Here is a 25,741-nt window from a genome sequence, read left to right on the forward strand (position 1 = left end):
CCCTGCCAACCCCAGTGACACTCGCACGTCACCGGCGATTTACCCCTTCCGGTCCCCTTCCGACGCCTGCCCATCGCGTCGTGAACATCCGACGACCGGACCCTTTTCAGCCATCCGCCCATGGCAGTCCACCGCAGGAACGCTCCCTCTTTCTCGGCACTTCTCGGAAGGCGAAGTCCGCATGAGCGTTCCGCACCACCCCTCCTCCGCTTCGTCCCGTCGTGCTCTGCTGCGGGCTTCGGGACTGGCCGGCCTGGTCATGGCCGGTTCGGCCGTGGCCACCGGCTCGGCACAGGCCGCACCCGCGCACGCGGGCGACGTGCTGCGGGTCGACACCGTCGCCGAGCTGCGCAGGCTGAACACCAAGCCGCTCGACCACGGCACCCAGGTCCTGATCGCCGGCTACCACACCCCCGGCGACGGCGGCGCGATGGCCGTGCGCTGGGACCGGAAGTCCACCGCCGCACACAACGGCGGAACGGTCCTCGCCCCCGAAGACACCAGGACCGGCCGCTGGCTCCAGCTCCACACCGGAACCCTCGACTTCCGCACCTTCGGCCACTTCGACGCCAAGACCCCCGCCGACACCGCCCTCGACGCGATGATCGCCGACCGCAGCGTCCACCGCATCGAAGCCCACACCGACCTCCTCTTCACCCAACGCCACCTCTTCGACCGCTCCCACATCGAACTCGACTTCGGCGGCCACCGCATGCGCACCGAAGGCATCGAGAAGAACACCCACGACAACCCCTTCGGCGCCGTCCTCTCCTTCCGCGGCACCGTCACCGACACCACCGTCAAACACACGCTGAGCGCGGCGATGCCGGATCTCTCGGACCTCTTCGAGGTCGGCGACTCCGCGAAGTTCTCCGTCGGCCAGTGGTGGGCCGTGGAGATCAACGCCCTGTCGGGGCAGTACGAGAAGGAGATCCAGCGTCTCGTCCAGGTCACCGATGTCGTCGACTCGACGCACATCCGGGTCAACTACCAGATCGGCTGGGACCTGGCCGCCGGCCGCACCCTCACCTGGACCCGCGTCGAGCCCGTCGACCGCGCCCACGTCCGCAACCTCGTCTTCGAGGGCTGGGGCGAGGACGAGATGACCGGCTCGCACCCGGTCGCGTACGAGTACGCGGTGCGCTGCGACGTCTCCGGGATCGAGGCCATCGGCACCTTCTGGCCGGTCGTGATGCGCCGCTGGTGCACGTACTACCGCACCGAGCAGTGCTCGCTGACCAACCCCAAGTCCGTGACGTACGGCGGCGCGGGCTACCTCACCCAGCAGATCTACTGCCTGTACGGGCACGTCGAGGACTGCCACACCTCCAACGCCCGCCACCTCAACGACTTCACGGCCTCCGCCTACTGCTACGTCACCAACTGCCACGGCGACGGTGACGACGAGGGCCCGTTCGTGACGCACGGGCAGTTCGAGCACGACCTCGTCTACACCGGCAACTCCGGCCTGATGACGTTCGCCAACTCCGGCGCCGCCTGGGGCGGCAGGGCCAAGCGGATCACCGTCCGCCGGCACGCCTGCTCCTGGTTCGTGGCCCGGGTCAAGATCACCGATCTGACGCTGGAGGACGTCCTGGTCATCGGCAAGAAGTCCCTGGCCGGCTCCGGCATGCTCTGGGTCAACGCCGACGGTGTGCAGATGCGCGGTTGCACGGCCTCCGGTCCGCTGATCGTCTCCCGGGCCTCCGACCTCTCCGCCCGCCCCAATGTGATCGCCGACTCCTCGTTCGCCTTCGCGGCGGGCGCGGAGATAACCCAGGCCAATGTGACCGCCCCGCTCACCCTGCAGCGCAATACCCTGAAGGGCGTCGACGGCGCGGTCCTCAACGGCACCGGACCGCTCGTCCTGGACCAGTGCACCCTGACCGGCTCCAAGGACACCGCCCCGGTCTCGCTCGCGCACGCCGACATCACCGTCCTCGGCGGCGAACTCCGCGACACCGGCCTGAAGCTGACCTCGTCCAAGGACCAGCGCCTGCGCGTCGACGGAACACGGCTGACCGGAACCAACAAGGACGGCGCCCTGCTGGCCCGTACCGGCTCCGGACGGACCGTCGACTGGCAGCTGGCCGGCCTCGACTCGACCGCGCCCGAGGGCACCGCCCATGTGCTGGTCACCGAGGGCGCCAACCGCTACCGGGCCACCGGCTCCACCTTCACCGGCGGCCGGCTCGAACTGCGGCCCGCGGCCTTCGGCGGCACCTCCAGCCATCTGCTGCACACCGGTTGTGTCGAGGACGGCACCGAGCGCACCGCGATGCCCGACGAGGGCGACCGCGTCGCCCACACCGCGGCCACGCTGCGCTTCTGACCACCTCGGGGACTCCCGTCCGGATCAGGCCGGGCTCGCGGGGTCTGGCACCCGCGCTCTCCGGTCCGGCCTGATCCGAACGAACAGCCCCACCCCTCCCCATCCATCGAGTACCAGGGATTCCCGTGTCCACGCATACCCCGATCACCGGCCGGCCCGTACGGGTCGCGCTCGTCGGCGCCGGCAACCGCGGTCTGACGTACGCCGAGTGGATCAAGGCGCACCCCGAGCGCGCCGAGCTCGTCGCCGTCGCCGATCCCCGCCCCGCGGCGCGGGCCGCCGCCGGTGCGCCCGTCGAGTTCGACGACTGGCGGCCGCTCGTCGAGAACCGCATCGCCGACGCCGTCATCGTCGCCACCCAGGACCGCTTCCATGTGGAGCCGGTACTGGCCCTGGCCGAGGCCGGATACGCGATCCTCGCCGAGAAGCCCCTCGCCCCGACCGAGGACGAGACCCGGCGCATCGTCGAGGGCGTGGAGCGGGCCGGGGTCCTGTTCGCGGTGTGCCACGTCATGCGGTACACCCCGTACACCGACCTGGTGAAGGAGGTCGTGGACTCCGGCGTGCTCGGCCAGCTGGTCTCCCTCGACCATCTGGAGCCGGTCGGCTGGTGGCACTACGCCCACAGCTATGTGCGCGGGCCGTGGCGCAGCGAGAAGGACTCCTCCCCGATGCTGCTCGCCAAGTCCTGCCACGACCTGGACTGGATCACGTACGTCATGGGCGGCCGGATCGAACAGGTCACGAGTTTCGGCGGGCTGAAGCACTTCCGGCCGCAGAACGCTCCGGCCGGGTCCGCCGACCGCTGCCTCGACTGTGCGGTCGAGTCCGACTGCCCGTACAGCGCGCTGAAGCTGTACATGCCGACGCTGCGCGAGAAGGGCGCGGTCTGGCCGGTCACCCATGTCACCGAGGCGACCGACGAGGCCGGGCTGGTGCGGGCGTTGCGCGAGGGGCCGTACGGCGTCTGCGCGTACCGCAGCGACAACGACGTGGTCGACCACCAGGTGCTGGCGATGCAGTTGACGGACGGGGTGACCGCGACCTTCCAGATGGTCGCGTTCACCGAGCAGACGCATCGCCAGACCCGGATCTTCGGCTCGCACGGCTGGCTGATCGGTGACGGTGAACGGGTCACGGTGCAGGACTTCCGGACCGGCGAGTCCACCGTCCATGAACTCGGCGCGTCGGGTTCGAACGCGGCCGACGGGCACGGCGGCGGGGACGCCGCGCTCGTCGAGGCGTTCGTCGCCGCTGTCGCCACCGGTGACGCCGGGGCCGTCCGCTCCGGTCCCGCCACCTCGCTCGGCAGTCATCTCGCGGCGTTCGCCGCCGAACGTGCCCGGCACACCGGCACCGTCCAGACGGTCCCGGCCAAGTGACACCCCCTCTTCCCCGTCCCACCCTCACGTCCTCGGAGGACCGCCTCATGTCCCGTCTTCTCACCCGCCGTTCCAGAGTCCGCGCCGTCGCCGCCCCCGTCCTGGCCACCGCGCTCGCCGCCGGTGTGCTGGCCGGCTGTTCCAGCAGCGGCGACGACAACACCGTCACCATGTGGACCTACCCGGTCATCTTCGACGAGGCCAAGAACAAGGCGTACTGGGACGGCCTGGTCAAGGCGTTCGAGAAGGAGCACTCGGGCGTCAAGGTGAAGGTGGAGACCTTCCCGTGGGCCAACCGCGACACCGCGCTGGCCACCGCGATCGCCTCCGGCAAGGGCCCGGACGCGGTCTACCTGATCCCGGACCAGCTGCCGAAGTACGCCAAGAGCATCGTCCCGGCCGACGACTACATGCCGGCCGACGCAAAGTCGGACTACACGGACTTCGCGCTGAAGTCCGTCACGATCGACGGCAAGGCGCTCGGCACCCCGGTCCTGACCAGCGCCAACCCGCTGATCTGCGACAAGCGGGTGTTCGCCGCGATCGGTGAGAAGAACTACCCGACGAGCTGGGCGGACCTGGAGGCACTGGCTCCGAAGCTGAAGGAGAAGGGCTACTACGCCACCACCTACTACGGCGACACCCAGCAGACCCTCAACATGACCTTCTACCCGCTGCTGTGGCAGGCCGGCGGCGACGTCTTCTCCGAGGACGGCAAGACCGTCACCTTCAACGACGCGGCGGGCGTCAAGGCCCTGACCTACCTGAAGAAGCTCGTCGACGGCGGCTACACCGACAAGGACCTGGTCACGACCACGCCCAAGCTGGAGCAGACCCCGACCGCCAAGGGCAAGGTGGCCTGCACCTGGCAGAACACCCCGACGGACGTCGAGCCGTTCTGGGGCAAGGAGAACATCGTCGTCCAGCCGCCGCTGAAGGACGTCGAGCCGGTCGGCTACGGCACGGTCGGCGCCCTGTCGATGCTGAAGGGCGCCGGCAAGAAGAACACCGGCGACTGGCTGAACTTCGTCGCCGAGTCGAAGAACGCGGCCGGTCTGCAGAAGGCCGCGGGCTACTTCCCGGCCCGCAAGTCCGGTGGCGACCTGTACCCGGGCGACGCGCTGCAGACGGCGGTCGGCGCCACGCTGCCGAGCATGACCGTGGGCCCGCTCCAGGACAAGGCCCGTGAGGTCCAGGGCATGCTCGCGCCGGAGATCCAGGCGGCGCTGCTGGGCAAGAAGAGCCCGCAGGAGGCGCTGAACGCCGCGCAGAAGGCCGCGCAGGCGATGCTCGGCCGCTGATCACGCGCGGGGCCGGGGTCCGGCCGCACCCGGACCCCGGCCCCGCACCCTCCCCGGGGGAACCCTCCCCCGACCCCCCGCAATCCCCCGTACCGCAAGGAGATCCCCGTGGCAGTCGTCGCGGAACCCACCCGCCGCCGGGGCCGTCGCAGCGGGCCGCAGGCGCGCCGCGAGGCCCGGATCGGCCTGCTCTTCGTCCTTCCGTGCTTCCTGCTCTTCCTGGCCTTCCGGTTCGGTCCGGGTGTCGCCGGTGTGCTGATGAGCTTCACCGACTACTCCCTGACCGGCGGCGGCAGCTTCGTCGGGCTGGACAACTTCACCCGCCTGTGGGACGACCCGCTGTTCTGGCAGGCGCTGAAGGTCACGGTCCTCTACACCGTGCTCGCCGTGCCGGGCACGCTCATCGCGTCGGTGTCCCTGGCACTGATCACCCGCCGTGCGTTCCGCGGCGCCAAGTTCTTCCGTTCGGTGTTCTTCCTGCCGGTCGTCACCTCGCTGGTGCTGGCCGCCACCGTCTTCGTCTGGATCTTCTCGACCGGCGGCCCGTGGTCCACGCTGATGAGCTGGTTCGGGATGTCCGAGGGCTCCTGGCTCTCCGACGACGTGCTGGTGCTGCCCGCGCTCGCGATCGTCGGCGTCTGGTCCCGCTTCGGGTACGGGATGCTCATCCTGCTGGCCCGGATGCAGGACATCCCGCGGGAGCTGGAGGAGGCGGCGCTCACCGACGGCGCCGGTCCCTGGCAGCGGTTCCGGTACATCGTGCTGCCGCAGCTCAAGCCCGCCCTGTTCTTCCTCGCCGTGATCGAGACGACGGCCTCCTTCCAGGTCTTCGACGCGGTCTACACGATGACCGGCGGCGGCCCCGCCAACGCCAGCTACACGCTCGTCTTCCAGCTCTACGACGCGGGCTTCAAGTACTTCGACCTGGGTTACGCCTCCGCCATCGGTGTCGCGCTCTTCGCGCTGACCGTGGTGGTCGCGGTGATCCAGCGGCTCGTGATCGGGAAGGACCAGTGACCATGACCACAGCACCCGTCAAGACCGGGACCCCTCCGCCGAGCAAGGCTCCCGCGGCACCCGACCGGGCCGCGCGCCGGGCCGAACGCAAGCTGCGCAAGCTCTCGGAGCAGGACACCGTCCCGCACGGCATGCGCCCCACCCGGGCCGGCCGGATCGCGCGCGCCGCGTTGCTGACGGTGGCCGCGATCGCGACGGTCTTCCCGTTCTACGCGATGGTCGTGCTCTCCCTGAAGCCGTCCGCGGCGGTCGAGTTCCCCGGCAGTCTGCTGCCGTGGCCGCTGACCGGCGAGGCGTACGACACCGTCATGAACGCCCAGGACGTACCGCGCTGGCTGCTCAACACCCTGGTCTACTCGGTCGTCTCGGTCGTCGGCGTGCTGCTGCTCGCCTCGCTCGCCGGGTACGCCTTCGCCAAGAAGCGCTTCCCGGGCCGGGAGGCGATGTTCTGGTCGTTCCTGTCGATGGTGATGGTCCCGTACCACGTCACGATGATCCCGACGTTCGCGATGATCGCGAAGCTGGGCGGCGTGGACACGTACTGGGGTCTGATCGTGCCGACCCTGGCCAACGCCCAGGCGGTGTTCCTGATGCGCCAGTTCATCCAGGGACTGCCGGACGAACTCTTCGAGGCGGCCCGGCTCGACGGCTGCAGCGAGTGGCAGATCTTCTACCGGATCGTGCTGCCGCTGCTGAAGCCGATCCTCGCCACGCTCGGCGTCTTCGTCTTCCTGTGGCACTGGAACGACTTCCTGTGGCCGCTGGTCATCGGCCAGTCCACCGACATGCGCACCCTCACGGTCGGCATCGCCTCGCTCCAGCAGCAGAACGTGCCGCTCAATGTGGTGCTCTCCGGCTCCGTCATCGCGTTCGTGCCCATCTTCGCCGCGTACATGGTGGGCCAGCGCTACTTCACCGAGGGCGTCACCGCGTCCGGAATCAAGGGATAGTCACGCATGTTCACCGATGAGGCCGCTCTCGAAGAGCGGCTCGCCACCCCCTCCCCCGCACTCGTCGCCGACCTCGGCCGCCTGGAAGGCGATCTGCTGGTGCTCGGCGCTGGCGGCAAGATGGGCCCCAGCCTGTGCCGGCTGGCCCGACGGGCACTGGACGCCGCGGGCCGTACGGACGTGACCGTGTACGCGGTCTCCCGCTGGTCCGACAGGTCCGCCGCAGACGAGCTGGAGGCCGCCGGGGTCTCCACCGTCGCCTTCGACCTGATGGACCCGGCCGCCGACCTGGCCGAACTGCCGGACGCCGGGAACGTGATCTTCATGGTCGGCGCCAAGTTCGGTTCCGCCGGGGCCCCTTCGCACGCCTGGGCCGTGAACGCCGCGATGCCGGACCGGGTGGCCCGCCGCTGGTCGGATTCGCGGATCGCCGCGTTCTCCACCGGCAACGTGTATCCGCTGGTGCCGGTCTCCTCCGGCGGCTGCACCGAGGCCGACCCGGTCGGTCCGGTCGGGGAGTACGCCATGTCGTGCCTCGGCCGTGAACGGATCTTCGGCCACGCGGCGCTGACCCGCGGCACCAAGGTCGCCAACATCCGCCTCAACTACGCCGTCGACCTGCGCTACGGCGTCCTCGCCGACATCGCGTACCGCGTGCAGGCGGGCGAGCCGGTCGATGTGACGACCGGCCACGCCAACGTGGTGTGGCAGGGGTACGCCAACGAGGTCGCCCTGCGTTCCCTGCTGCACGCCACCGACGGCGAGGCGTTCACCCTGAACCTCACGGGCCCGGAGACCGCTTCGGTGCGCCGCATCGCCCAGTGGTTCGGCGAGGAGTTCGGCAAGGAGCCGGTCTTCGCCGGTGCGGAGGCTCCCACCGCGCTGCTCTCCGACGCGAGCCGCTGCCACGCGCTCTTCGGCTACCCGGACGTCGCCCTGCGCACCCTCGTCGAGTGGCAGGCCGACTGGCTGCGCCGCGGGCTGCCGCTGTCCGGCAAGCCCACCAAGTTCCAGGTCCGTGACGGAAGGTTCTGATCCACTCCATGTCCACTCCCTCCTCCCTCACCACCCCTGCCCTGGACGCGCTCGCCCGCGGGGCCGTGATTCCCGCGCACCCGCTGGCACTGCACGACGACGGAACCTTCGACGAGCGCCGCCAGCGTGCGCTGACCCGCTACTACCTCGCCTCGGGAGCGGGCGGCGTCGCCGTCGCCGTGCACACCACCCAGTTCGAGATCCGCGAACCCGAGGTCGGTCTGCTGCGGCCGGTCCTGGAGCTCGCCGCCGAGACGATCGACGCCGAGGCCGGCCGCCCGTTCATCAAGGTCGCCGGTGCCTGCGGCTACACCGCGCAGGCCGTCGCCGAGGCCGAGACCGCCGCCGGCCTCGGCTATGACGCGGTGCTGCTCAGCCCGGCCGTGCCCGGTGCCGACGAGAAGGGTCTGCTGGACCGCGCCCGAGCCGTCGGCGAGGTGCTGCCGGTGATCGGCTTCTATCTCCAGGAGGCCGTCGGCGGACGGTACCTGTCGCCAGGTTTCTGGTCCGCCTTCACCGATCTGCCGAACACGGCCGCGGTGAAGATCGCCCCCTTCGACCGGTACCGCACGGCCGATGTCGTACGGGCGGTGGCCGCCGCGGACCGGGCCGACGAGGTGGCGCTGTACACCGGCAACGACGACGACATCATCGGTGATCTGCTCACCCCGTACGAGACGGCCGGCGGCAAGCCGCGCTGGTTCGCGGGCGGCCTGCTCGGCCAGTGGGCCGTGTGGACGAGCTCCGCGGTGACGCTCCTCGACGACGTCCGCAAGGCACGCGGCGGCGACCACGAGGCGATGGTGCGCTGCCTGGCGCGCCGCTCCGAACTGACCGATGCCAACAGCGCGGTCTTCGATGTGCGCGGCGCCTTCCGCGGCTGCATCGCCGGGGTCCACGAGGTGCTGCACCGTCAGGGCCTGCTGGCGAACATCCGGTGCCTGGATCCGGCCGAGACGCTCTCCCCCGGACAGGCCGAGGAGATCAGCCGGGTGGCCGCGGCCTACCCTTGGCTGACCGATGACGCCTTCGTTGCGGAGCACCTCGATGCCTGGCTCTCCTGATCCTGCCGGCCGTTCCCGGGTGGTCGTCGCCGTACCGCCGGGGCTGCGGGCCCAGTTCTTCACCCCCGAGGTGTGGCAGGAGCTGGAGCGGGCGGCGGAGCTGACGGTCCTGGACGACCACGCGGACCGGGCGGCGGTGGCCGCGGCGCTGCCCGGTGCCCGCGCGCTCATCACCTCGTGGCGGGCACCCCGGGTGGACGCCGGACTCCTTGCCTCGGCCGACCGGCTGGAGCTGGTGGCGCACACCGGTTCGGCGGTCGCGCCCTATGTCACGGAGGAGGTGTTCCGGCGGGGCATCCTGGTCACCCAGGCCGGGGACGAGATGGCCCGCCCGGTCGCCGAGGTGGCTCTCGCGTTCACGCTCTCGCTGCTCCACCGCATCCAGCGCTTCGACCACGCCCTGCGCGGCGGGCTGGACTGGACGGCGGCGAGCGAGGCCCCGCCGCGCCACGAGATCCACGGCAGCGACATCGGTGTGATCGGCGCCTCCCGCACCGGGCGCGCCTACATCGCCCTGGTCCGGGCGATGGGGGCACGGGTGAGTGTCACCGACCCGTACCTCTGCGACGCGGACGCCGAGGCGCTCGGTGTGCGGTCCGTGGAGCTGGAGACGCTGCTGTCGCACAGCAGGATCGTGGCCGTGCACGCGCCGGTCACCGAGGAGACCCGCAGGATGATCGGCGCCGAGCAGCTGGCGCTGATGCCGGACGGCGCGGGCCTGGTGAACACCGCCAGGTCATGGCTGGTCGACGAGGACGCGCTCCTCGCCGAGGTGTCGTCGGGCCGGCTGGACGCGGCGATCGACGTCTTCGACGCCGAACCGCTGCCCGTCGCCCACCCCTTCCGCTCCCTGCCGAATGTGCTGCTCACCCCGCACCAGGCGGCGGGCAGCGTCGAATGCCGGCAGCGGCTCGGCAGGAGCGCCGTCGGCGAAGTGCTCCGGCTGCTCGCCGGACGCCCCCCGGTCCACGCCGTCACCGCCGACGCCCTCACCCGTCTGCACTAGGGCATGTTCTGAACGTCCGCGAACGCCCGCAGTCCCTCCCCAACCCCCGTACCTGTCAGGAGAATCCACCGTCATGCGACTGATGCGCATCGGCGAGCCGGGCCACGAGCGCCCGGTCGCCGTCTGCCCCGAGGGCCGGCACCACGACCTTTCCGGCATCACCGACGACATCGACGGCGCGTTCCTCGCCGCGCTCGCCGACAATCCGCACCTGATCCCCGCCGAGCCGGCGCTCCCCGAGACCGACATCACGGGCCTGCGGGTCGGTGCCCCGGTGGCCCGTCCCTCCGCGCTGCTCTGCATCGGCCAGAACTACGCGGCCCACGCCGCGGAGTCGGGCAGCGAGCCGCCCGAGCAGCCGATCCTCTTCTACAAGTCGCCGAACACCGTCGTCGGCCCGTACGACGACGTGCTGATCCCGCGCGGCTCGAAGAAGACCGACTGGGAGGTGGAGCTGGCCGTCGTCATCGGCCGCCGCGCCTCCTACCTGGACTCCCCCGCCGACGCCGCCGCGCACATCGCGGGCTACGCCGTCAGCAACGACGTCTCCGAGCGTGCCTTCCAGCTGGAGGAGTCGGGCGGCCAGTGGTCCAAGGGCAAGAGCTGCGCCACGTTCAACCCGCTGGGTCCGGTGCTGGTGACGGCCGACGAGGTCGGTGACCCGCAGCGGCTGCGGCTGCGCAGTTATGTGAACGGGGAGCCGCGGCAGGACTCCAGCACCGCGGACATGATCTTCAGCGTGGCGCACCTGGTGCACCATCTGTCGCAGTACCTGGTGCTGGAGCCCGGCGACGTCATCAACACCGGCACCCCGCAGGGCGTGGCGCTGTCCGGCCGTTTCCCCTACCTGGGTCCGGACGACGTGATGGAGGTCGAGATCTCGGGCCTGGGCCGGCAGCGCAGCGTCTGCCGGCCCGCGTAGCCCGGAACGGATCCGGGACCGGCCGGTCTCAGTCCTCCGGGAGTTCGACCGGGGCGATGTCGTCGAAGACATCCCCCGGGCCGGGGTTCGTCGCATCGGTCGCGCCGCCGAACTGGGTCATCACGCCCCAGACGGCGTTGAGCGCGGTCTGTACGGCGCCCTCGGCCCATCCGGCCGTCCAGGAGATGTCGTCGCCCGCGAGGAACAGGCCCCGCCGGTCGGCGGGCAGCCGGTCCTGCATGAAGTGGGTGAACAACCGCCGCTGGTAGCGGTAGTGGCCCGGCAGATTGGCCTTGAACGCACCCATGAAATAGGGCTCGTTCTCCCACGAGACCGTCACCGGGTTGCCGATGACGTGCTTCCTGATGTCGACGTCCGGGTAGATCTCCCCGAGCGACTTGAGCATGACGTCCATGCGCTCGTTCGGGGAGAGCGGCAGCCACTTCAGGCTGTCGTCGCACCAGGTGTACGAGAGGCAGATGACGGCGGGCCGGTCGGGGCCGTCGTCCAGGAGGTACGTCCCCCGGGTCATCCGGTCGGTGAGCGTCATCGACATGGTGTCCCGCCCGGTCGGAACCCCCCTGTCGTCGACGGCCTCGTCCAGCCAGAACGGACGGTCGACGGGGACGAACAGCTTGGACGACTCCATGTAGTGGGTGCGCTCCATCGCCGTCCAGTGGTCGATCGGGAAGAGCGCGTCGTCGCAGTCGATCTTCGAGAGCAGCAGCCAGGACTGCCCGGTGAAGATCGCGGCCGGGTAGGTACGGATGTCGCCGGCGGCGTCGGTGACGGTGATCCGGTTCCCGGCGGTGCGGTGCAGCCGGGTCACGGCGGGGCGCGGTTCGCCCCCGTGCAGCGAGGACAGCGACGTGCCGAGCGGCCAGTGGACGATCTTGCGGGGTTCGCGGTCCCAGAGCCGCAGCGGAAGCTGCTGGCTGCCGCCGACGATGCCCCGGTGGTGGTCGTCCGCCTCGGTGTAGACGACGCGCAGGATCTCCAGGATGGAGTTGGGGAAGTCGGTGTCCCAGCCGCCGGTGCCGAAGCCGACCTGGCCGAAGATCTCCCGGTGCCGGAACGACGTGAAGGCGTCGGAGTCGCAGAGGAATCCGTAGAAGGTCTGGTTGTCGAGCTTCTGGACGAGCTCCGCCCAGATCTCCCGGATGCGCGGCACATCGCGTTCCCGCATCGCGCGGTTCATGTCGGAGAAGTCCGCGCCCTCCTCCAGGCACCGGTTCCAGGCGTCCATCACCTCGCGGTAGACCTGCGGCAGGTCGTCGATGGTGCGGGCGTAGTGCGAGGTGCCCTTGAGGTCGACGACGGTCGACGGGGTGGCCGGGGAGAGCGGGTTGGGGAACGGCTTCGTCTCCAGGCCGACCAGGTCGATGTAGTGCTGGAGCGCGGTGGAGGACGGCGGGAACCGCATCGCGCCCATCTCGGCGGTGAGTCCCGGGTCGCAGCCGTCGAATCCGACGGTGCGCAGCCGGCCGCCGATCTCGTCCGCCTCGTAGACGACGGGCCTGAGCCCCATCTTCATCAGCTCGTACGCGGCGATGATGCCGGAGAGTCCGCCGCCGATGACGGCGACCTCGGTGCCGTGCTCCGTCGCCGGTACCTGCCCGATCCCCGCGGGGTGCGCCAGGAAGTCGTCGTACGCGTAGGGGAAGTCCGGCCCGAACATGGTGATCGGCTCGGTGGCGTCGGTGTGCTGGACGGCGGTGGGCACCGTGGACGTCATGGGGTACGGACTCCTTGCGCGGGTGAAGAGTTGGAACGGGGAGGACGGGCTCAGACGAGGGAGCCGTACAGACCGGGGCGGCGGTCGTGCAGATACGGGTTGGCGGCGCGCGACGTGTCCAGGAACTCCGGGTCGACCTCACCGACGACCAGTTCCTCGCCGCGTCCGGCGCGGGTGCGGACGGTGCCGTCGGGACCCGCCAGGCAGCTCAGCCCGACGAACTCGAACTCGCCCTCCGGGCCGGTCCTGTTGACGTACGCCACGTACATCTGGTTCTCGAAGGCGCGGACCGGCACGACGGATTCGGCGACGAACTGGAAGGGGTGCATCTGCGCGGTGGGCACGAGCAGCAGATCGGTGCCCGCGAGGGCGTGCGCCCGGACGTTCTCCGGGAACTCGACGTCGTAGCAGATCATGATCCCGATGCGGACGCCGTCGAGTTCGGCCTGGACGACGGGCTGCTCGCCCGGGGTGAACCACTCCTGCTCGAAGCAGCCGAAGAGGTGGGTCTTGCGGTAGTTCGCCGACGTCGTGCCGTCCGGCCCGACGAGGCGCGCGGCGTTGAAGATCTGCTCGCCCGCGCGCTCCGGGTAGCCGTAGAGGACCGCGAGCCCGTGCCGGGCGGCGATCTCGTCGACGGCACGGGCGGAAGGACCGTCGGCCGGCTCGGCCAGCCGGGACACATCGGCCCCGATCGCGTACCCGGTCAGGAACAGCTCGGGACAGACCAGCAGCCGGGCCCCGGCGTCCGCCGCCCGCCGCGCCGCTCCGTCGAGCACGTCGATGTTCTCGTCCACGTGCCCGGGTCGTCCGGAGCTCTGGAGCAGGGCGGTGCGCAACGGCGGCATGGCTGACCTCGGACGGTGCGGGCGGGGTGGGGACGTATCGACGGTACGGTCCACCGCGCGGGCCCGACAAGGCGCGACCGTTGCGCGTACACCGTCGATCCATTGCGCCCGGACAGCCTGTCCCGGCGATTCATTGCGCACCCTGTCTTCGCAGGTCAGGCAGGTGACTCAGGTCTCACCCCGGCGTGCCCCGCCCGATACGGCCAGGCCCGCCCGGCGCACGTCGAGCCGGCCGGCCGAGGGTGGAGACGGCACCGTCACCACGGCGCTCCGGCGCCTCTCCCCGAGACTCCGCACCCGGTCTCCCGAACCCGTCGGGCGATCGAGGACGGAGCGGCCGCCGGGCGGCCGTCCGGCACCGTTACTCCGGCGACCCCGACGAGTACCGCCGCAACAGCGGAGACAGCACCAGCACGGACTTCGTCCGCTCCACGTACGGCTCGCCCGCGATCCGCTCCAGCACCTGCTCGAAGTGGCGCATGTCCGCGGCGAAGACCTGCACGATCGCGTCGGCCTCCCCCGTCACCGTGGAGGCCGACGCGATCTCCGGATACCGGGCGAGTCCCTGCTTGATCGCCTCCGGCGATGTGTTGCGGCTGCAGTAGATCTCGATGAACCCCTCGGTCTCCCACCCCAGCGCCGCCGGGTCCACCCGCACCGTGAAGCCGGTGATCGCACCCTCGGCGCGCAACCGGTCCACCCGGCGTTTCACGGCGGGCGCGGACAGGCCGATGATCGCGCCGATGTCCGCGTAGGAGCGCCGGGCGTCTTCGGCGAGGGCGTGGACGATGCGTTCGTCGAGGTCGTTCAGGCGCACTTCGGGCGGTTCACTTCTCTGCGATGGCCGGTGTCGGGGGCGGCAGGGCCGCCCCCGAAGTAGACCACGGCGCCGCCCCGCCGGGCGCGCCCACCGCAGTGGGTGACCGGTCAGAACGGGAACTGCGAGCGGCCGTGCTGCACCGAGATCCACTTCTGGGTGGTGAATGCCTCGACCATCGAGTCGCCGTTCAGCCGGCCGAGGCCGGAGCTCTTCTCGCCGCCGAACGGGACGATCGGCTCGTCGTGGACCGTGCCGTCGTTGATGTGGATCATGCCGGTGTGGACGCGCTGCCCGAGCCGTACGCCGCGCTCGATGTCACCGGTGTGCACCGCGCCGCTCAGGCCGTACGGGGTGTCGTTGGCGATCCGTACCGCCTCGTCGTCACCGTCGAACGGAACCAGGAGTGCGACCGGCCCGAAGATCTCCTGGGAGAGGACGGGGGAATCGGCGGCCAGCCCGGTCAGCACGGACGGGCTCACCACGTTGCCGTCGGCCCGGCCGTGCAGCAGGGCGGTGGCACCGGCCTCGACGGTCTGGTCGACGAGCGACGAAATGGCCTCGGCCTGCGAGGAGTTGATCAGCGGGCCGATCACCGTCTCCGGGTCCGCCGGGTCACCGACCCGCAGCGAGGCGACCTTGGCGACGAATTTCTCGGTGAACTCCTTCTCCACCGCCCGGTCGACCAGGATGCGGTTCGCCGCCATGCAGACCTGGCCCTGGTGCACGTACCGGCTGAAGACGGCCGCGTCCACGGCGTAGTCCAGATCGGCGTCGTCGAGCACGATGAGCGCGCTGTTGCCGCCGAGTTCGAGCACGGCGCGCTTGAGGTTCGCCGCGCACACCGTGGCGACGTGCCGCCCCACCTTGTCCGAACCGGTGAAGGAGATGACCTGCGGAATGGGGTGCTCCAGCAGTGCGTCGCCGATCTCGGCGATGTCGGTGACCACGACGTTCAGGAGCCCGGCCGGCAGTCCCGCCTCCTCGAACACCTTCGCCACCAGCGTGCCGCCGCAGACCGGGGTGTTCTGGTGCGGCTTGAGCACGACGGCGTTGCCGAGCGCCAGGGCGGGGGCGACCGACTTCAGCGACAGCAGGAACGGGAAGTTGAAGGGGCTGATGACACCCACGACACCGACGGGCAGCCGGTAGACGCGGTTCTCCTTGCCCTCGGTCGGCGAAGGCAGTATCTGTCCGGAGGGCCGCAGTGCGAGCTGGACCGACTCCCGCAGGAACTCCTTGGCGAGATGCAGCTCGAAGGCCGCCTTCAGCCGGGTGCCGCCCAGCTCCGCGACGATCGCGTCGCTGATCTCGGGCTCGCGTTCCTCGACGATGCGCAGCGCCCGCTCCAGCACCAGCCGCCGGGCGTACGGGTTGGTGTCGCCCCACGCCCGCTGGGCGGTCTCGGCGGCCCGGTACGCCTGGTCCACCTCGTCGGCCGTGGCGACCGTGATCGAGGCGAGCTTCTCCCCGTCGTACGGATTGAAGTCGACGATGTCCCAGGACCCCTTGCCCTGCCTCCACTCTCCGTCGATGTACTGATGGGCCAGGTCGGTGAAGAAGGACATGAGATCCCTTACCACAGAGGAACGGGCGGCTGATTGGGGTTCATGTTACTTACATCCCAACGGGGTTGAGGTGCGGAGTCACGGTATCCGAGGGCCCGGAATCGGACATCCGCGCCGCCCCGCGGCCACCTGCGAAGACACCGGTGCCCCTCCGGGCACGAACGGCCCGGAGGGGCACCGGCGTCGGGTGCGGCCGCGGGATCAACTCCAGCTGGCGTGCAGCGGCTTGCCCTCGGCGTAACCGGCGGCGCTCTGCACCCCGACGACCGCCTTCTCCGCGAACTCCTCCAGGGAGGCCGCACCGGCGTAGGTGCAGGAGGAACGGACGCCCGCGATGATCGAGTCGATCAGGTCCTCGACGCCGGGACGGGTCGGGTCGAGGAACATCCGGGAGGTGGAGATGCCCTCCTCGAAGAGCGCCTTGCGGGCCCGGTCGTACGCCGACTCGTCCGACGTGCGGTTCTTCACGGCGCGCGCGGACGCCATGCCGAAGGACTCCTTGTAGAAGCGGCCGTCGGCGGACTGCTGGAGATCGCCGGGCGACTCGTACGTACCGGCGAACCAGGAACCGATCATCACGTTGGACGCACCCGCGGCGAGCGCCATCGCGACATCGCGCGGGTGGCGGACACCGCCGTCGGCCCAGACGTGCTTGCCGTACTTCTTCGCCTCGGCGGCGCACTCCAGGACGGCGGAGAACTGCGGCCGGCCCACACCCGTCATCATCCGGGTGGTGCACATGGCGCCGGGGCCGACACCGACCTTGATGATGTCCGCGCCGGCCTCGACGAGATCGCGCACGCCCTCGGCGGCGACGATGTTGCCCGCGACGATCGGCACCTGCGGGTCGAGCGCACGGACGGCCCGGACCGCGTTGATCATGGACTCTTGGTGGCCGTGGGCGGTGTCCACCACCAGCGTGTCGACGCCCGCGTCGAGCAGCTGCTTGGCCTTGCCCGCGACATCGCCGTTGATCCCGACGGCGGCGGCGATCCGCAGCCTGCCGCCGGTGTCGGTGGCGGGGGTGTACAGGGTGGCGCGCAGTGCGGCCTTGCGGGTGAGGATGCCGACGAGCCGCCCGTCCGCGTCGACCGCGGGGGCGAGCTTGCGGTGGGCGCCGTCGAGCTTGTTGAAGGCGTCGCGCGGGTCGATGTCCGCGTCGAGCAGCACCAGGTCCCTGGACATGACCTCGGACAGCTGGGTGAAGCGGTCGACCCCGGTCAGGTCGTGGTCGGTCACGACACCGACGGGCCGCTGCTCCTCGTCGACGACGACACCCGCGCCGTGCGCGCGCTTGGGCAGCAGGGACAGGGCGTCGGCGACCGTCTGGCCGGGGGCCAGCACGATCGGCGTGTCGAGCACCAGGTGGCGCGTTTTCACCCAGGAGACGACATCGGTGACGACCTCGATCGGGATGTCCTGGGGGATGACGACGAGCCCGCCCCGGCGGGCGACCGTTTCGGCCATCCGGCGGCCCGCGATGGCCGTCATGTTCGCGACGACGAGCGGGATGGTGGTGCCGGTGCCGTCGGGCGAGGAGAGATCGACACCCTGGCGGGAACCGACCGCCGAACGGCCCGGAACCATGAAGACGTCGTCGTAGGTGAGGTCGTACGGGACCGAAGGAGAGTCTGTGTAGCGACCGGTGCCGGGCTCAAGAAAACGCATAACGCTCATTTTTTCATACGAAACGGAGCGGGTCGCTTCCCCGAAGGCACAACGAACGACCCCCGCGTTCGTATGTTCCTCCAGGGAACCGGGCGGGGGCTCGGGCAAGCGGAACCTGCCGTGCCGGCGGACCCTGTCCGAGCGGCATCCGAATCATTCGCGATCATCTTCCCTGGACCTGGTGACAAGGGGTCCGGTAGCTTCAAAACCCGCAGGTCCCGTGGGTCGCCACGACGCCCCGGAGGGAACAGTCGGAAGGGTCACAACTTCCGTCACACGTACGACCGGAGAGGATCACGACCCACCCGTGGAGAGCGAACTGCCGGACATCTACTGCCCGTTCCCCCAGCGGACGAATCCGCACGTCGGGCACACCAGGGTCCACCTCGGCGCCTGGACCCGCGACACCGGTCTGGTGCACCGCGATTCAGCCAGGGAACGCTTCGAGCAGGCGGACTTCGGGGCGTTCGTCGGCATGGTGTACCCGACCGCCGACGACAGGAATCTCGACCTCGTCGCCGACTGGTTCGTTTGGCTGTTTCTCGTCGACGACCAGCTCGACGACGGTCACCTCGGACGCAGCCCGGAGCGGGTGCGGGACGTGGTCGACGTGATGCGGTCCGTGATCCACGGCAACGGCACGGGCGACCTGCCGGACGAGGAGCTCCCCGCCGCCGTGGTCGCCCTGGTCGATCTCTGGCAGCGGACGACGCCGACCGCGGCCCCGCACTGGCGCACCCGGTTCGGCTGGCACCTGACCACGTATCTCACGACGGCCACCACCTGGGAGGCCGGGAACCGGGCCGCGGGCGTGGTGCCGTCCGAGGAGACGTACATCGCCAAGCGCCGCCACACCGGCGCGATACATGTCTGCATGGACCTGATAGAGATCGTGGCCGGGATCGAGGCACCCGAGTCGATCCACAACGACTCCCGGTTCATCACCGCGCTGGAAGCCTCGTGCAACGTCGTGTGCTGGGCCAACGACGTGTACTCGTACGAGAAGGAGCAGGTGCTCGGCGAGATCCACAACCTCGTCCACCTGGTCCGGCACCACCGCGGGTACGGCGAGCGGCAGGCTCTCGAACACGTCTGCGCCCGGATCGCCGCGGAGACGGAGCGGTTCCTCGCCGCCGAGGCCGAGCTGCTGGCCGCGTACCCGCAGCTGGGCTCGATGCTCGTGCCGTACCTGGACGGGATGCGGAGCTGGATGCGCGGCAACCTGGACTGGTCGCGGCAGACCCCCCGCTACAACCCGGCCGATGTGAGCCAGTACGAGGAGCCGCAGGAGTACCTGGAAGCGACGGTCCTGGGTGTGGCCCGGGACTGAGCCGCCGGGCCGGACACCGCCCGGACAGCGCATCCACTGTCCGGGCCCGTCTCCGCAACGGCCTCAGGGCGGCCCCGGCAACCGGTCACCGGCGCCCGCCACCCGCGTCAGACTCCGTCCGGATCCGCCCGCTCCAGCGCCGGACGCCGCGGCGCCGCCGACTCGGTCAGCAGGTACTCCGCCGCAGCCGTGTCCGTCACCAGGCTGGTGACCAGCCCGGACCGCAGCACCGCACCGATCGCCGCGGCCTTGCGCTGGCCGCCCGCGATCGCCACCACCTCGGGAATCCGGCGCAGCCGGTCGGCCTCGACCGTGATGCACCGCTCCCCCAGGTCCCGGCCGACCCGCCGCCCCTCCGCGTCGAAGAGGTGCGCGGACATCTCCGCGGCGACGCCGAGCGACGCGTAGTGCGCCCGTTCCTCGTCCGTGAGCATGTCGTGGACGGTCGAGATGCCCGGCTCCCAGGAGCCGATGGACACCGCGGCGACCGTCACCTTGTCGAAGTACTCGAAGGCACGCGCGATACCGGTCTGGTGGCGCAGCGCGGCGGCCGTGGCCGGGTCGGGGAGCAGCATCGGCGCGTAGATCGGGTGGGCCTCACCGCCGGCCACCTGGGCGGCCCGGCGGACCGCCTCGACCGAGCCGCGCTCGGCCGTCCCCGCGTCGTACACCCCGGTGAGCTGCACGACCGTGCACGGCGGCAGCCGGTCGAGAGCCGCGGCCATGTGGATCGTGGAGCGGCCCCAGGCCAGGCCGAGCACATCGCCCTCGTTCACCAGTTCGCCGAGGAGATCGGCCGCGACCTCCCCCAGGTTCTCCGGGTCGGGTGCGTCGTCCTGCTCCTCCGCCGGGGATTCGACGACGACCGCGTGACGCAGCCCGTAGCGGGCCCGGAGCGCGTCGGAGCGCTCGGCGTCCAGCTCGGCGGGGACACGGATCTCGATCCTCACGAGGTCGCGCTCAAGAGCCGTCTCCAGGACCCGGGCCACCTTGAAGCGGCTGACGCCGAATTCCTCGGCGATCTGGATCTTCGACTTTCCTTCGAGGTAGAAGCGGCGGGCCATGGCCGCCGCCTGCACCAGCTCCGCGGGCCCCATCCGCAGGGCGGACCGTCCCGCCGACATTGCAGACACCGCGATCTCCTCACTGCTGTTCACACTCTCGATACGCCGTTCATCCTGTCAGATCCGGCGACCCTTGATCGGTCCCGTCGGACCACGTTCATCTGCCCTTGGCCGGGCCGACCCGCAATCGGGGACCGGAGAGGGTTCCGGCTCCCGTTCCGGCTTCAGTGGCGGCACGCCCAGGCCGACGAGGCGGTGGCCTCGTCGGCCCTGGCCCGCAGTGCGCGCACCGCTTCGGCCGGGTCCTGGGCCCCGTACACCGCCGAACCCGCGACGAACACATCCGCGCCGGCCTCGGCGCACCGCTCGATGGTCGACTCGGAGACTCCCCCGTCGACCTGGAGCCAGAGTTCGAGTCCGTGCTTCGAGATGAGCTCACGGGTGCGGCGGATCTTCGGCAGCATGATGTCCAGGAACGCCTGACCGCCGAAGCCCGGCTCCACCGTCATGATCAGCAGCATGTCGAGCTCGGGGAGCAGGTCCTCGTACGGCTCGATGGGAGTCGCGGGCCTGAGCGCCATGGAGGCGCGGGCGCCCTTGGCCCGGATCTCCCGCGCCAGTCGTACGGGGGCTGCCGCCGCCTCCACGTGGAAGGTGACGGAACCGGCCCCCGCCTCGACGTACTGCGGCGCCCAGCGGTCCGCGTCCTCGATCATCAGATGGCAGTCCAGCGGCGTGTCCGTGGCCCGGCTGAGCGATTCCACGATGGGCACGCCGAGGGTCAGATTGGGCACGAAATGGTTGTCCATCACGTCGACGTGGAGCCAGTCGGCGCCTTCGACCGCCTTCGCCTCCTCGGCGAGACGGGCGAAATCGGCGGACAGGATGCTGGGGTTGATCTGGGCCATGTGCCAAGCCTGCCATGTTCCGCGCCACTTCCCCGCCCCAGTGCGGGCCAAAGCCTCACGGGATCATTACAGTTCGGGGGACCCGGGCCTCCCGCGCTGCGCGATCCGGGGTGCGGGTGCCCTTCGGGGTGCCCCATTCCGCGCCGATGACCTGGGGTTATACCGACCGTCTCGGACCTGGGCCGGGCGATGGCGTCTCCCGATCCCGGCCCACCGCCGGGCCCGCCCGCCCGCGACTCCAGTCGGCCGGGTCGCCCGATTCCACGTACGCGGCCCGATGCGACCGCTCCCCGCCCCGCCGCCTCCCTCGCGCGGGCCCTCGCGCACGGCGCCACCCGCTTCGCCGCTTGATCCACCACGTGCGCAGACGGGGCGGGCGGACCGTCGGCCCGGACCGCCGTCGGATTCCGGTCCGCGGTGCGTCCCCGGGTGTTCCGGGCGGCCCCCACCGCCCGGTCCCGTGGGCCGACGGCCCGGCATGATCGGTCAGGCGTAGTAGTGGATGGTGCCGTGGAGAGCCGCTGTCGTTCCTTCACAACGCTGCAGGAAGGTGGCCGCGAGGGCCTTGACCTTGCCCTGGCCGTCGATGGCGAGCCGGGTAATGGTGAGCTCCCCCGTACTGACGCCGCAGCCGCGGCTGCCGTGCGAGACGGAGAGGAACGCGGCGGTCTCGTCTCCGATGTCGGCCGTCTGATAGGTGCGGCCCGCCTGAAGCTGCTCGCCCTCCGGTGCCGCGAACCGCACACTCCACGTTTCGCGTTGGCCCGACCCCGTGTAGCCGACGATGCCGTCCGCGGAGCCGGTGAGCCGGAAGAGGCTGGTGGCTCCGGTGTAGCTGTTGCTGGTCCCACCTCCGATGTAGTCGCCGGCCTCGCTCGTATAGGCGTAGGAGAGAGGGAACGCCCGGTACTTGATGTCCCCGGTGAGCGCGGGCGCGTCAGCGCTCTCGCATCGCTGCGTGAAGGTCAGGTCCACCAGCGTCGCCAGACCCGATGCGTCGAACTCGATCTGGTTGACGGTGAATCCGCCGAATACCTCGTTGCACCCCCGGTCGAAGCCGGTGGCGTCCAGGCCCGGCGCCCGCCCGGAACGAACAGAGACACGCTCGGCGTCCCGGAAGACCCCCGGCCGCAGCGGCTCCCCTCGGGGCGCGGCGAGTTTGATCGTCCAGAAACTCGTGGAAAGCACGATTTTCTCAGGGCTGGGGTCGACGACATTGTTGTTCACCGTCACACTGCCGTAGCTGCCCGACCCGCCGCCGCCGACCCAGTCACCCTGTTCGCTTCGGTACGAGTACGACGAGACCGCCACCGGCTCCGCGTCCGTCGCCCCGGCCGGTGCCGCCTGGGCCCGGGCCGGTGTCGCCTGGACCCCGATCCCGACCCCGGCGAGAGCGAGCCCCGCTGCCAGGGCCACGCCGATCCGTCTCGCGCGCATCCAGAACTGCATGAGAATCCCCTCCCTAGAGCACCTGTTCTATACAGGCGGTCAATCCCTACCCGCCCGCCCCGGGCGATGACACCCCACATCGGTGACATCGGTGGATCAAGACCTCCAGGGCGCCACGTCGCCGGCTCCGGAATCGCGTACCGGCAGAGAAGGGCGCGATCGTCCCCGTCGAGGGATGGTCGCGCGTACCGAGTGACGCGGGTTCATCGCCGGCATCCGGACATGCCGGCCCCGGGGGCAAGGGCGATGTGATCCGGCGGTGGGCCGGGCCCGCCGGGCCCGGTGGCTCGCCGTCGCTCGGCGCACCACCGGAGCCGGAACCCCGATGTGACAGCACGGGATGCCCGCCAGGAGTACGGGGCGGCGTTGTCGCACGGCAAGGAGAGCGGTGGACGTCCCTCGTCCCGCGGCCGCAACGGGCTCAGCGGGCAGGTCCGCCGCTCGCGTCGGACTGTGTGAGGACGCGCCTGAGCCAGCGGGAACGGGCGTCGCGGGCGTCCTGGCTGAGAGCTGCCCGCGGTGCGAAGGTGTCGAAGCCGTGGAAGGCTCCGGGCCATACGTGCAGTTCGGCTTGGCCACCGGCCTGCCAGATCGCATGGGCGTACGCCACGTCCTCGTCCCTGAGGGTCTCGGCCGACCCGACCTCGATGTAGGCCGGGGGCAGCCCGGACAGGTCCGTGGCGCGGGCGGGAGCCGCGTAGGCAGGCAGGTCCGCAGCGCCGTACCGGTCACCCAGCAGCGCCTGCCACGCGGTTGCGTTGGAGGTTCGGTCCCAGGTGTCGATGCCGGCCATCTGGTGGCTGGAGAAGGTGTTGCTGCGGTCGTCGAGCATGGGACACAGGAGCAGTTGCCCGATCGGTGCGGGCCCGCCTCGGTCACGGGTGAGCAGGGCCAGTGCCGCGGCGAGCCCGCCACCGGCACTCTTTCCTCCGATGACGATGCGGTCCGCGTCGATACCCAGTCCGGCCGCGTGCGCAGCCGCCCAGACGAATCCGGCGTAGCAGTCCTCCACCGGTCCGGGGTACTGCGCCCGCGGTGCCAGCCGGTACTCGACGGAGATCACGGCCAGCTCCAACGCGAGGGCCCATTCGCGAAGCAGCTGCGGAAGTACGGACCACGCGTTGCCCATGATCATTCCGCCGCCGTGCATGTAGTACAGCAGCGGCAGCGGCCCGGCGATCCCGGCGGGCCGTGCGCTGACGAGTGTGACGTCCTGCCCGCCCGGCGCTCCCGGCACACACAGCTCGTCCACCTCGAAGCGGCCGTCGGCCCGGAGATCCCGGACCGTCGGCCTGGGCCGGGCCGCGGCATCCCGTTCCTGCCGGGCCGCAAGGTTCTCCGGGGTGAACGGCTCCCTCGCCTCGTCCCCCAAAGCCGCCAGCGCCGCGCCGAGTTCGCGGTCGAAGGCAGGCGCGTCCCGGGCCGCCGAGGCGGGGCCGGGGTCCGACGGCATGCCACCGGCACTCACGCCAGGCCGTCCCACCGGGCGAGGAAAAACCGGAGGAAGCACCGGTCGCCATCCCGACCGGAACAGCCCGTCAGCACGTCCGTGCACACAGGGAACGCTCGCGCGAGGTCCATACGGCGTAGTCAATCACCTGCCGGGCGGAGGCCACCGCTCCTCAGCGAAGGAAACAGGTCGCGCGGCTCGGGCCCCGCCAACGACTCCGCCGCCGCGGCCCGGTACCGGCCCGGAATGTGCCGCTTCCCTCGGTGGGACGCGAACCACCGGACCGGGGCACCGGCTCGAACACCACCCGGGCCGCTGCCCCGGGCACCGGCTTCCGTGGCCCACCACCGTCCCCGGCCCCACCGTCCGGGCAGGGGCCGGACCGAAGGGGAACGGGCCGGTGCGCAGGAGGCGCTCCAACGTCGGACGCGGACACGGACACGGGCGGGCGGGCGGGTCAGGCGGTACGCCGCAGCAGCGCCAGGTACATCGCGTCCGTGCCGTGCAGGTGCGGCCACAGCTGGACGTCGGGACCGTCGCCGAGCGCGGGCACTCCGGGCATCAGCGGGCGGGCGTCGACCCACTCCGCCTCGACCGGCTCCCCGCCTCGCCCCTTGAGCACGTCCTCGACGACGACCCGGGTCTCCGCGAGATGCGGCGAGCAGGTCGCGTAGCCGACGATGCCGCCGACCCGTACCGCCTTCAACGCCTCGCGCAGCAACCCGCGTTGCAGCGGTGCGAAGCCCTCCAGGTCCTCCGGGCGGCGCCGCCAGCGCGCCTCCGGGCGGCGGCGCAGCGCGCCGAGGCCGGAGCACGGCACGTCCATCAGGATCCGGTCGAAGGTACCGGGCCGCCACGGCGGGCGGGTGCCGTCGGCGGTGATCACCTGGTACGGGCCGGGGTTGCCGGCCAGCGCGCGCGCCACGAGGCGGGCCCGGTGCGGCTGCTTCTCGGCGGCGAGCAGGGCGGCGCCCCGTTCGGCGGCCAGGGCTGCCAGCAGGGCGGCCTTGCCGCCGGGCCCGGCACAGCCGTCGAGCCAGCGGGTGTCGCTGCCCTCCACCGGCGCGTTGGCGAGGGCGACGGCCACCAGCTGGCTGCCCTCGTCCTGGACCCCGGCGCGGCCCTCCTGCACGGCCGTGAGGGCGCCGGGCTCGCCGCCCTCGCCCATCCGTACGGCATGGGGCGACCAGCGGCCCGGCAGGCCGTTGCCGTCGCCGAGGGCGGTGAGCAGCTCATCGGTGGTGGCACGGCCGGGACGGGCGACCAGCGTGACCTCGGGCCGTTCGTTGTCCGCTTCGAGGAGGTCCTCGATCCCTGCGCGGCCACCGCCCAGCGCGTCCCAGAGGGCGGAGACGACCCAGCGCGGATGCGAGTGCACGACCGCGAGGTGGTCCTCGGCGTCCTCGTCGTACGACGGGGCGACGCGCGCCACCCAGCCGTCGAGGTCGTCCGCGGAGACCTTCCGCAGGACGGCGTTGACGAACTTCGCCCGCCCCTCGCCGAGCACCACCCGGGCCAGCTCCACGCTGGCGGAGACGGCGGCATGGGTGGGGATGCGGGTGTCGAGCAGCTGGTGCACACCCATGTCGAGCACATCGAGGACCGGCGGATCGACCTCGCGCAGCGGCCGGTCGATGCAGGCCGCGACGATGGCGTCGTACGTCCCCTGGCGGCGCAGCGTCCCGTAGACCAGCTCGGTCGCCAGCGCCGCGTCCCGGCTGTCGAAGTCGCCCTTGGCCCGGGCCTTCTTCAGCAGCGGGGGCAGGACGAGGTTGGCGTACGCATCGCGTTCGTCGACGGCCCTGAGCGCTTCGAAGGCGAGGAACCGGACGGGGTCCTTCTTGGGGCGGCGATGCGGCTTGGCGGGACGGCGACGCTGCTGGTCGTTCACGTGA

General features: G+C 70.9%; 20 protein-coding genes. 10 read left to right on the forward strand and 10 right to left on the reverse strand.

Going from position 1 to position 25,741, the window contains the following annotated elements; genetic code table 11:
* The first annotated feature begins 181 nt into the window (after positions 1 to 181).
* From ACFVT1_RS27840 to ACFVT1_RS27880, 9 genes are all read left to right on the forward strand, one after another.
* On the forward strand, positions 182 to 2,332 hold the full coding sequence (locus ACFVT1_RS27840; protein WP_389800280.1) for a peptidase C14: 2,151 nt from the start codon (positions 182 to 184) through the stop codon (positions 2,330 to 2,332).
* A gap of 125 nt (positions 2,333 to 2,457) precedes the next feature.
* Positions 2,458 to 3,714, forward strand: coding sequence for a Gfo/Idh/MocA family protein (locus ACFVT1_RS27845; RefSeq protein ID WP_389800282.1), 1,257 nt, complete (start codon positions 2,458 to 2,460; stop codon positions 3,712 to 3,714).
* A 47-nt stretch (positions 3,715 to 3,761) separates the two neighbouring features.
* On the forward strand, positions 3,762 to 5,015 hold the full coding sequence (locus tag ACFVT1_RS27850) for an ABC transporter substrate-binding protein (protein ID WP_389800284.1): 1,254 nt from the start codon (positions 3,762 to 3,764) through the stop codon (positions 5,013 to 5,015).
* A gap of 108 nt (positions 5,016 to 5,123) precedes the next feature.
* The gene (locus tag ACFVT1_RS27855; RefSeq protein ID WP_389800286.1) at positions 5,124 to 6,032 is read left to right on the forward strand and encodes a carbohydrate ABC transporter permease; all 909 of its coding nucleotides are present in this window, start codon (positions 5,124 to 5,126) and stop codon (positions 6,030 to 6,032) included.
* A 2-nt stretch (positions 6,033 to 6,034) separates the two neighbouring features.
* On the forward strand, positions 6,035 to 6,982 hold the full coding sequence (locus ACFVT1_RS27860; RefSeq protein ID WP_389800288.1) for a carbohydrate ABC transporter permease: 948 nt from the start codon (positions 6,035 to 6,037) through the stop codon (positions 6,980 to 6,982).
* Between the two features lie 6 nt (positions 6,983 to 6,988).
* Positions 6,989 to 8,017 carry an NAD-dependent epimerase/dehydratase family protein gene (locus tag ACFVT1_RS27865; RefSeq protein ID WP_389800290.1) on the forward strand — a complete coding sequence of 343 codons (1,029 nt, stop codon included), beginning with the start codon at positions 6,989 to 6,991 and terminating at the stop codon, positions 8,015 to 8,017.
* Positions 8,018 to 8,025: 8 nt separating this feature from the next.
* On the forward strand, positions 8,026 to 9,081 hold the full coding sequence (locus ACFVT1_RS27870; RefSeq protein ID WP_389800292.1) for a dihydrodipicolinate synthase family protein: 1,056 nt from the start codon (positions 8,026 to 8,028) through the stop codon (positions 9,079 to 9,081).
* The gene (locus ACFVT1_RS27875) at positions 9,065 to 10,087 is read left to right on the forward strand and encodes a hydroxyacid dehydrogenase (RefSeq protein WP_389800294.1); all 1,023 of its coding nucleotides are present in this window, start codon (positions 9,065 to 9,067) and stop codon (positions 10,085 to 10,087) included. The genes ACFVT1_RS27870 and ACFVT1_RS27875 overlap by 17 nt, the downstream gene beginning before the upstream one ends.
* A gap of 73 nt (positions 10,088 to 10,160) precedes the next feature.
* The gene (locus ACFVT1_RS27880) at positions 10,161 to 11,009 is read left to right on the forward strand and encodes a fumarylacetoacetate hydrolase family protein (RefSeq protein WP_389800295.1); all 849 of its coding nucleotides are present in this window, start codon (positions 10,161 to 10,163) and stop codon (positions 11,007 to 11,009) included.
* A gap of 28 nt (positions 11,010 to 11,037) precedes the next feature.
* On the opposite strand, the gene ACFVT1_RS27885 is transcribed toward ACFVT1_RS27880, so the two are convergent.
* From ACFVT1_RS27885 to ACFVT1_RS27905, 5 genes are all read right to left on the reverse strand, one after another.
* A complete protein-coding gene (locus ACFVT1_RS27885) occupies positions 11,038 to 12,744 on the reverse strand; it encodes a flavin monoamine oxidase family protein (protein ID WP_389800296.1) in 1,707 nt (568 codons plus the stop codon).
* A gap of 50 nt (positions 12,745 to 12,794) precedes the next feature.
* The gene (locus ACFVT1_RS27890) at positions 12,795 to 13,592 is read right to left on the reverse strand and encodes a carbon-nitrogen hydrolase family protein (RefSeq protein ID WP_389800298.1); all 798 of its coding nucleotides are present in this window, start codon (positions 13,590 to 13,592) and stop codon (positions 12,795 to 12,797) included.
* A gap of 361 nt (positions 13,593 to 13,953) precedes the next feature.
* Positions 13,954 to 14,409 carry an Lrp/AsnC family transcriptional regulator gene (locus tag ACFVT1_RS27895; RefSeq protein WP_351202323.1) on the reverse strand — a complete coding sequence of 152 codons (456 nt, stop codon included), beginning with the start codon at positions 14,407 to 14,409 and terminating at the stop codon, positions 13,954 to 13,956.
* 110 nt (positions 14,410 to 14,519) lie between these two features.
* Positions 14,520 to 15,977, reverse strand: coding sequence for an aldehyde dehydrogenase family protein (locus tag ACFVT1_RS27900; protein ID WP_389800300.1), 1,458 nt, complete (start codon positions 15,975 to 15,977; stop codon positions 14,520 to 14,522).
* 201 nt (positions 15,978 to 16,178) lie between these two features.
* A complete protein-coding gene (locus tag ACFVT1_RS27905) occupies positions 16,179 to 17,645 on the reverse strand; it encodes a GuaB1 family IMP dehydrogenase-related protein (RefSeq protein WP_389800302.1) in 1,467 nt (488 codons plus the stop codon).
* A 307-nt stretch (positions 17,646 to 17,952) separates the two neighbouring features.
* Here ACFVT1_RS27905 and ACFVT1_RS27910 point away from each other — a divergent pair, with 307 nt between their 5' ends.
* Positions 17,953 to 18,975 carry a terpene cyclase gene (locus ACFVT1_RS27910; RefSeq protein ID WP_389800304.1) on the forward strand — a complete coding sequence of 341 codons (1,023 nt, stop codon included), beginning with the start codon at positions 17,953 to 17,955 and terminating at the stop codon, positions 18,973 to 18,975.
* A 107-nt stretch (positions 18,976 to 19,082) separates the two neighbouring features.
* On the opposite strand, the gene ACFVT1_RS27915 is transcribed toward ACFVT1_RS27910, so the two are convergent.
* From ACFVT1_RS27915 to ACFVT1_RS27935, 5 genes are all read right to left on the reverse strand, one after another.
* Positions 19,083 to 20,099 carry a sugar-binding transcriptional regulator gene (locus tag ACFVT1_RS27915; RefSeq protein WP_389800585.1) on the reverse strand — a complete coding sequence of 339 codons (1,017 nt, stop codon included), beginning with the start codon at positions 20,097 to 20,099 and terminating at the stop codon, positions 19,083 to 19,085.
* Positions 20,100 to 20,263: 164 nt separating this feature from the next.
* Positions 20,264 to 20,947 carry a ribulose-phosphate 3-epimerase gene (gene rpe / locus ACFVT1_RS27920; RefSeq protein WP_389800306.1) on the reverse strand — a complete coding sequence of 228 codons (684 nt, stop codon included), beginning with the start codon at positions 20,945 to 20,947 and terminating at the stop codon, positions 20,264 to 20,266.
* A gap of 486 nt (positions 20,948 to 21,433) precedes the next feature.
* Positions 21,434 to 22,396 (reverse strand): hypothetical protein, encoded by a 963-nt coding sequence (locus tag ACFVT1_RS27925; protein ID WP_389800307.1) that lies wholly within the window; start codon positions 22,394 to 22,396, stop codon positions 21,434 to 21,436.
* 421 nt (positions 22,397 to 22,817) lie between these two features.
* Complete coding sequence (locus ACFVT1_RS27930) at positions 22,818 to 23,849, reverse strand: alpha/beta hydrolase (protein ID WP_389800309.1); 1,032 nt, start codon at positions 23,847 to 23,849, stop codon at positions 22,818 to 22,820.
* A 454-nt stretch (positions 23,850 to 24,303) separates the two neighbouring features.
* On the reverse strand, positions 24,304 to 25,737 hold the full coding sequence (locus ACFVT1_RS27935) for an RsmB/NOP family class I SAM-dependent RNA methyltransferase (protein WP_389800310.1): 1,434 nt from the start codon (positions 25,735 to 25,737) through the stop codon (positions 24,304 to 24,306).
* Positions 25,738 to 25,741 lie beyond the last annotated feature (4 nt).

The sequence above is a fragment of the Streptomyces sp. NPDC057963 genome (assembly GCF_042887155.1).
Classification (GTDB): domain Bacteria; phylum Actinomycetota; class Actinomycetes; order Streptomycetales; family Streptomycetaceae; genus Streptomyces.